This is a genomic window from Chitinimonas sp. (assembly GCF_041904975.1).
GTDB lineage: Bacteria > Pseudomonadota > Gammaproteobacteria > Burkholderiales > Chitinimonadaceae > Chitinimonas.
The window spans coordinates 1-2392 of the sequence record NZ_JAYRLZ010000420.1 but is presented as its reverse complement, the minus strand read 5'-3'; the positions used below and the strand labels follow the sequence as shown (position 1 = coordinate 2392).

Below are 2392 nucleotides of genomic sequence, written 5' to 3'. Positions count from 1 at the left end.
CGATCGCCTCGTTGTTCGATGAGCGCAACGAAGCGGTAAAGGCCTTGCTCGCCATGGCTATCAAGGCCTGCCGTGCTCAGGGCAAATACATCGGCATCTGCGGCCAGGGCCCGTCCGACCATCCTGACTTTGCCAAATGGCTGGTGGAGCAGGGCATTGAAACCGTGTCGCTGAATCCGGATACGGTGGTGGAAACCTGGCTGTATCTGGCCAAGGAATTGGCAAGCCAATAAGTAGGGCTGAAAAAGCACAAAGGCGTCTGCGGACGCCTTTGTGCTTTGGTGCACGCTGGCTTGCAGCGAGCGCGCCTGCAGTGTTTGGGACTGGTGTTCTGAGGGAGGATAGGTTGAAGCAAGGGCGCAAAAACCGGATGTAGTTGGGCCTGACGGCCCTTCGGTGTAAAATGCGGAATTACCACTAGTCATAATCAGCCATGACCAAGTACATCTTCGTTACCGGCGGCGTTGTCTCCTCTTTAGGCAAAGGCATCGCCGCCGCGTCACTTGCGGCCATCCTTGAGTCGCGTGGCCTCAAAGTCACCATGATGAAGCTCGATCCCTATATCAATGTGGATCCGGGCACCATGTCCCCCTTGCAGCATGGCGAAGTGTTCGTCACCGAAGACGGCGCCGAAACCGATCTGGATCTCGGTCACTACGAGCGCTTTATCCAGGCCAAGATGCGCAAGGCCAATAACTTCACTACTGGCCAGATCTACGACTCGGTGATCAAGAAGGAACGTCGTGGTGAGTATCTGGGCAAGACCGTCCAGGTCATTCCGCATATCACCGACGAAATCCGCCTGTTTATCGACCAGGGCGCCAATAGTGCCGAGCTAGCGGTGATCGAGGTCGGTGGCACGGTGGGCGATATTGAGTCGCTACCGTTTCTGGAAGCGATCCGCCAGATGGGCGTGGTGCTGGGGCGTGAGAACACCTGCTTCGTGCATCTGAGCTATGTGCCGTATATCGCCGCGGCCGGTGAGATCAAAACCAAGCCGACCCAGCACTCGGTAAAGGAATTGCGCGAAATCGGCATCCAGCCTGATGTGCTGATTTGCCGCGCCGATCGCATGGTGCCGGATGATGAGCGTCGCAAGATTGCGCTATTCACCAATGTGTCGGAAAAAGCCGTGGTGTCCTGTCCGGATATGGACAGCATCTACAAGATTCCACGGGTGCTGAGCGAGCAGGGTATTGACGACATCATCTGCAAGCAGTTGCAGCTGGACTTGCCAAAAGCCGATCTGGGCGTGTGGGACAAGATTGTCGACGCGGTTGAAAATCCGCGCCAGACAGTCAACATCGCCATGGTCGGCAAATATGTCGATCTGACCGAGTCGTACAAATCGTTGATCGAGGCGCTCAAGCATGCCGGCATCCACACCCGCAGCGAGGTGAAGATTCATTACCTTGATTCGGAAGAATTGGAAAGCGGCGATCTCGATAGCCTCGCCGATATGGATGCGATCCTGGTGCCGGGCGGCTTTGGCAAGCGCGGTGTGGAAGGCAAGATTCGTGCGATCGAATATGCGCGCGAGCGCAATGTGCCCTATCTTGGCATCTGCTTGGGTATGCAGCTGGCGTTGATCGAATTTGCTCGCCACAAGGCCGGTATGGCTGGCGCCAGTTCGACTGAGTTTGCGCTCGACACGCCTTACCCCGTGGTGGCGCTGATCGACGAGTGGGTGAATCGCGATGGTCAGATCGAACAGCGCGACGAAAACTCCAATATGGGCGGCACCATGCGCCTCGGTGCGCAGGAATGCGCGCTTGAGCCTGGCTCGCTTGCTGCCACCGTGTACGGCAGCACCCTGATACGCGACGAGCGCCATCGTCATCGCTATGAAGTGAACAATTATTATCTGCCGCGGCTGGAAGCGGCTGGCATCAAGGTCAGCGGTCGCTCGACCGATCCGAACCATCTGTGCGAGACCATCGAGTTGCCAGGGCATCGCTGGTTCTTCGGTTGCCAGTTCCACCCGGAATTCACCTCGACGCCACGCGATGGCCATCCGATGTTCAAGGCCTATATCGAGGCCGCCATCAGCTATGCGCGCGAGCAAGGCCGCGAAGGCCTGAGTTGCTGATCTAGCGCTGCAAAGTGAAGTGTGGCCGGTGTCGTTGTGTTTCGACATACCGTCCGCATTTCACCTTACACCACTCAAGAGGTTCATCATGAAGCTATGCGGATTTGATATCGGGCTGGACCAGCCTTTTTTCCTGATAGCCGGCCCTTGTGTCATTGAAGGCGAGCAATTCGCCATCGATACCGCCGGCCAGCTCAAGGAAATCACCAGTGAGCTGGGTATTCCCTTTATCTACAAGTCCAGCTTCGACAAGGCCAATCGCTCCAGCGGCAAATCGTTTCGCGGCTTTGGCATGGATGAAGG

At 56.8% G+C, this 2392-nt stretch carries 2 protein-coding genes and 1 pseudogene; all 3 read left to right on the top strand.

Translation table 11 applies throughout. From position 1 onward, the window contains the following. Window positions 1-233, top strand: a 233-nt coding sequence (locus ACE3OH_RS21675; protein ID WP_374358189.1) for a putative PEP-binding protein, incomplete at its 5' end; no start/stop codon positions are given. A gap of 200 nt (window positions 234-433) precedes the next feature. Further along, the gene (locus ACE3OH_RS21670; RefSeq protein WP_374358186.1) at window positions 434-2089 is read left to right on the top strand and encodes a CTP synthase; all 1656 of its coding nucleotides are present in this window, start codon (window positions 434-436) and stop codon (window positions 2087-2089) included. 88 nt (window positions 2090-2177) lie between these two features. Continuing rightward, window positions 2178-2392, top strand: a pseudogene (locus tag ACE3OH_RS21665) (3-deoxy-8-phosphooctulonate synthase); the annotation flags it as partial.

Bases quoted from the DNA above. Each gene is read 5' to 3' on its own strand.
- ACE3OH_RS21670 (WP_374358186.1), top strand. From the start codon at position 434: ATGACCAAGTACATCTTCGTTACCGGCGGCGTTGTCTCCTCTTTAGGC.